The organism is Halanaerobium sp. (genome assembly GCF_003070835.1).
The window spans coordinates 1-4,135 of record NZ_QBLR01000296.1 but is presented as its reverse complement, the minus strand read 5'-3'; the positions used below and the strand labels follow the sequence as shown (position 1 = coordinate 4,135).

At 32.2% G+C, this 4,135-nt stretch carries 4 protein-coding genes; all 4 read left to right on the top strand.

Translation table 11 applies throughout. The annotated features are described in order from the left end of the window. Window positions 1-145: 145 nt before the first annotated feature. Window positions 146-982, top strand: a complete 837-nt coding sequence (locus CI949_RS17725) for a carbohydrate ABC transporter permease (RefSeq protein WP_290768811.1) — start codon at window positions 146-148, stop codon at window positions 980-982. Between the two features lie 130 nt (window positions 983-1,112). Then, window positions 1,113-1,844: a glycerophosphodiester phosphodiesterase gene (locus CI949_RS17720; RefSeq protein ID WP_290768809.1), complete on the top strand. Its 732-nt coding sequence runs from the start codon at window positions 1,113-1,115 to the stop codon at window positions 1,842-1,844. 168 nt (window positions 1,845-2,012) lie between these two features. Beyond that, complete coding sequence (locus CI949_RS17715) at window positions 2,013-2,798, top strand: PRC-barrel domain-containing protein (RefSeq protein WP_290768807.1); 786 nt, start codon at window positions 2,013-2,015, stop codon at window positions 2,796-2,798. Between the two features lie 263 nt (window positions 2,799-3,061). Further along, window positions 3,062-4,135, top strand: a 1,074-nt coding sequence (locus CI949_RS17710) for a DEAD/DEAH box helicase family protein (RefSeq protein WP_290768804.1), incomplete at its 3' end; no start/stop codon positions are given.

Genomic DNA, 4,135 nt, shown 5'->3' with positions numbered 1-4,135 from the left:
AAAAAGGATAAGGTAGTGACTGAATATTCTGTAGATAGTATATGTTCTCAATAACTTAAATTTGACAATGCTTAAATATTTTTATGCAATGCTAGTGATTATTAATAATTTTAGTTTAATTTGATAGAATAGGAGTGGATTGGAGATGCGCAAATCTCAAAAAGATTTTATAAATAAAATTTTGATACATTTAGTTTTAATAGCAATTAGTTTTGTAGTTTTAATGCCAATTTTATTGGCAATAAGTGTTAGCTTTCAACCTCGAGCCCAGATATTTTCTTATCCACCATCGTTAATTCCCAATCGTTTATATTTCGGTAATTATATAAATGCCTGGAATTTAGTGAATATGGATCGGCTGCTTTTAAATAGTCTTCTAGCATCATTTATTGTAATGATTGGGAAGTTAGCTCTGGGAGTTTTAAGTGGTTATGCTTTTTCACATTTTCAATTTAAATATAAGAAAACATTATTTTTTGCAATTTTATTTACTCTTATGCTCCCAATGCAGGTAAGGGTAGTACCCCTATTTGAGTTTGTTAGCAATTTAGGTTTAACAAATACGTATTCTGGTTTGGTTTTACCATTTTTAGCAAGTGCAACAACAACTTTTTTGATGAGACAGCATTTTTTAACTATTCCTACATCTTTAATGGAGTCTGCTCAATTGGATGGTTGTGGGCCTTTTAGATTTTTATTTCAAATTTTAATTCCGTTATCTGGGCCAACCTTAGCAGGTCTAGCAACAGTTAACTTTCTTGTAATGTGGAATGCCTACCTCTGGCCCTTAATTATTTTAAACTCTGATGAGATGAAAGTTGCACAACAGGGTGTAAAAATGTTATTTACCAGTGCATCAGAGCGTGACTGGGGTTTAATTATGGCTGGGACAATAATGGTTGTAATACCAACTTTGATTGTTTTTCTCTTAGCTCAAAAGTTTTTTGTTAAAGGAATTGCAACTCAAGGATTGAAAGAATAACAATTATATTTTAAATAATTATAGAAATAACCAACAATATAATTTGCAGCTTCCTCTAAAAAGTTATATTATATAAGTGAATTCAATTATAGTTAATTTAAGCAAATAATGATAGAAGGAAGTGACTAAAATGCAAACAAAAATTATTGGTCATCGTGGTGGAGCAGCTGGATATCCAGAGAACACTTTAATTGCCTTTAGAAAAGCAGTTGAATTAGAAGCGGACGGAGTAGAATTTGATGTACAGTTAACTAAAGATGGTGAAGTTGTAGTTATTCATGACGAATTTATTGATCGGACAATGAACGGCAGCGGTTTGGTTAAAGATCATACCTTAGAAGAGTTAAAAAAGATGAATGCAGGAGGATTTTTCAGCAGTGATTTTAAAGAAGAAAAAATACCAACTTTAAAAGAAGTGTTGGAAATTGTTAAGGATTTAGAAACTATCAATATTGAATTAAAAAATTATCTTAACTATCCTAAATTAGAGGAGAAGGTTTTAAAGATTGTGGATCAATTTAAAATACGAGATAAGGTTATTATTTCTTCCTTTAATCACTATAGTTTAGAAATGGTAAAGAAATTACAACCAGCAGTTAAAACTGGGGCTTTATTGATGTCTAAAATGATTAATCCTTCTGATTATGCATTCAAACGCGGCTTTAATAGTTTACATATGCATTTTCTAACTTTTGACCAAAAAATAATAGAAAAAGCACATTTTATGGGAATAGAAACCTGTGCTTATACTGTGAATTATCCTTCAGCAGCAGCTGATCTATTAAAAAAAGGAATAGATATGATTATTACAGATGATATTGAAATGGTTCAAAAAGTACGCGAAGAAAATGATATAATTTAGAGAAATAATAAGCCAGATAATAAAGTTTGAATTATTTGACTATTAATAGTATAATTAAAGAGTAGACAAAAAGACTCAAAATAATTAAAAGCCAAATAAACAATCATACGATTTCCAGCTGTAATTTTTGTCTTTTGATATAGTCAAAAAGTATAAGAGGTGATCAAAATGTTAAGAAAGCTACATTCTCTTAAATCGTTTGAGGTCCACGGACGAGATGCGAAATTAGGGAAAGTCGAAGATTTTTACTTTGATCAACGACAGTTTGTAGTTCGTTATTTGGTCCTTGATACTGGGAATTGGTTAAAAAAAGAAGAAACTTTGATTTCAACTCATGCCATTGATAATATTGATTATGACGACAAAAAAATTATGGTTGAGTTAACAAAAGATCAGCTTGAAGATTCTCCCAGCATCAAAAAGAATGAGCCAATTTCTAAAGTGAAAGAGCAAGAAATTATTGATTATTTTGGTTGGCCTGATTATTGGGAAAAAACTCATTCTAGTGATAGTGAGCTGATTCATGCTGGTATAAGTGAACGTAAAAAGCTGCTTGATTTTAAAGTTATTGAAAAAGAAAAAGAAGCCCAGGAAAAAGCAGAAATAGCTAAAACAAATTTAAGAAGTGTGGAAGAAGTGAGAGGTTATAAAATCCACGCTAAAGATGAGAACTTTGGTCATATAGAAGATTTCTTTGTTGAAGAAGAAGATAGCTGGATAGTAAGATATATTCTAGTCGATACTGGAAAGAAGATTGCTGGTAAGAAATCTGTTTTAATTTCACCAGATTGGATTCACAGTATTAGCTGGCAGGGTAAAGAGATTTTTGTAGACAAAGACAAAGAAGAAATAGCTTCAGCACCCAAATATGAAGAAGAAAAATCCAAAAACTTGATTCCTAAAAGTTATGAAGAAATTCTTTATGACCATTATGATGAAGATAAATATTGGTAAAATAGATATAATCACGAAAAGAGTCCTTAGCGGGGCTCTTTTTTTATACTATTTTCATTATTTAAAATTAAATGCTTTAAATTAGTAATGATTATTGCTATAATTAAATAGCAGCACTAAACATATATTCACTTATTTAAAAATGTCTTAAATTTTACTGATTTTTTTCTAAGTTAAGAGTATAATTATTATAATTATATAGAAAAAGTTGAAATGATCTTATTAAACAGAAGTATTTTCAATAAAAATGGAGGGTATATTTAGTGAAGGATGGAAAATTTAAATTAAAGGCCCCTTTTGAGCCCAAGGGTGATCAACCTGAAGCTATAGAAAATTTGGCTAAAGGAATAAAAAAAGGATATCGCCATCAAACCCTACTTGGTGCTACAGGTACTGGTAAAACTTTTACAATGGCTAAACTTGTGGAAGAGGTAAATAAGCCAACCCTGGTTATTGCCCATAATAAAACATTGGCAGCTCAGCTGACCAGTGAATTTAAAGAATTTTTTCCAGATAATGCAGTTGAATATTTTGTGAGTTATTATGATTATTATCAGCCTGAAGCTTATGTGCCTCAGACTGATACCTATATAGAAAAAGATTCATCTGTCAATGATGAGATTGAAAAATTAAGACTATCAGCGACAACTTCTCTTTTTGAAAGAAGAGATGTATTAATTGTAGCAAGTGTTTCCTGTATTTATGGTCTGGGTTCTCCTGATGATTATTTGAATTTATCTCTGGATTTAAAGGTTGGTAAGATTATGGACCGCAAGGAGATTACCAGGAGCCTGATCTTTATGCAGTACAGCCGCAATGATATGGATACTTCCCGTGGGCATTTTCGAGTTAAGGGTGATGTTATTGATATTTTTCCGGCTTATAGAGATATAGCGATTAGAGTTGAGCTTTTTGGAGATGAGATAGATCGAGTAACTAGAATAAATACGGTAACAGGTGAAGTAGAGGCTGAAATAGATGAGATGACAATTTATCCGGCCAGCCACTTTGTTACTCCGGAAGATAAGGTGGAAAGGGCAATCAAGACTATTTCCGCTGAACTGGAAGAGCGTTTAAAAGAATTACGGGCAGAAAACCGTCTGGTTGAGGCTCAGCGTTTAGAACAGAGGACTCGTTATGATTTGGAGATGTTGGAACAAATGGGTTTCTGTTCGGGTATTGAAAACTATGCCCGTCATCTGGCAGGTAGAGAACCTGGCTCCAGACCGATGGCTCTTTTGGATTATTTTCCAGATGATTTTATGGTTATTATTGATGAGTCACATATGACAGTTCCTCAAATTGGAGGAATGTTTGCCGGTGACCGTTCACGTAAG

Bases quoted from the DNA above. Each gene is read 5' to 3' on its own strand.
- CI949_RS17725 (WP_290768811.1), top strand. From the start codon at position 146: ATGCGCAAATCTCAAAAAGATTTTATAAATAAAATTTTGATACATTTA.
- CI949_RS17720 (WP_290768809.1), top strand. From the start codon at position 1,113: ATGCAAACAAAAATTATTGGTCATCGTGGTGGAGCAGCTGGATATCCA.
- CI949_RS17715 (WP_290768807.1), top strand. From the start codon at position 2,013: ATGTTAAGAAAGCTACATTCTCTTAAATCGTTTGAGGTCCACGGACGA.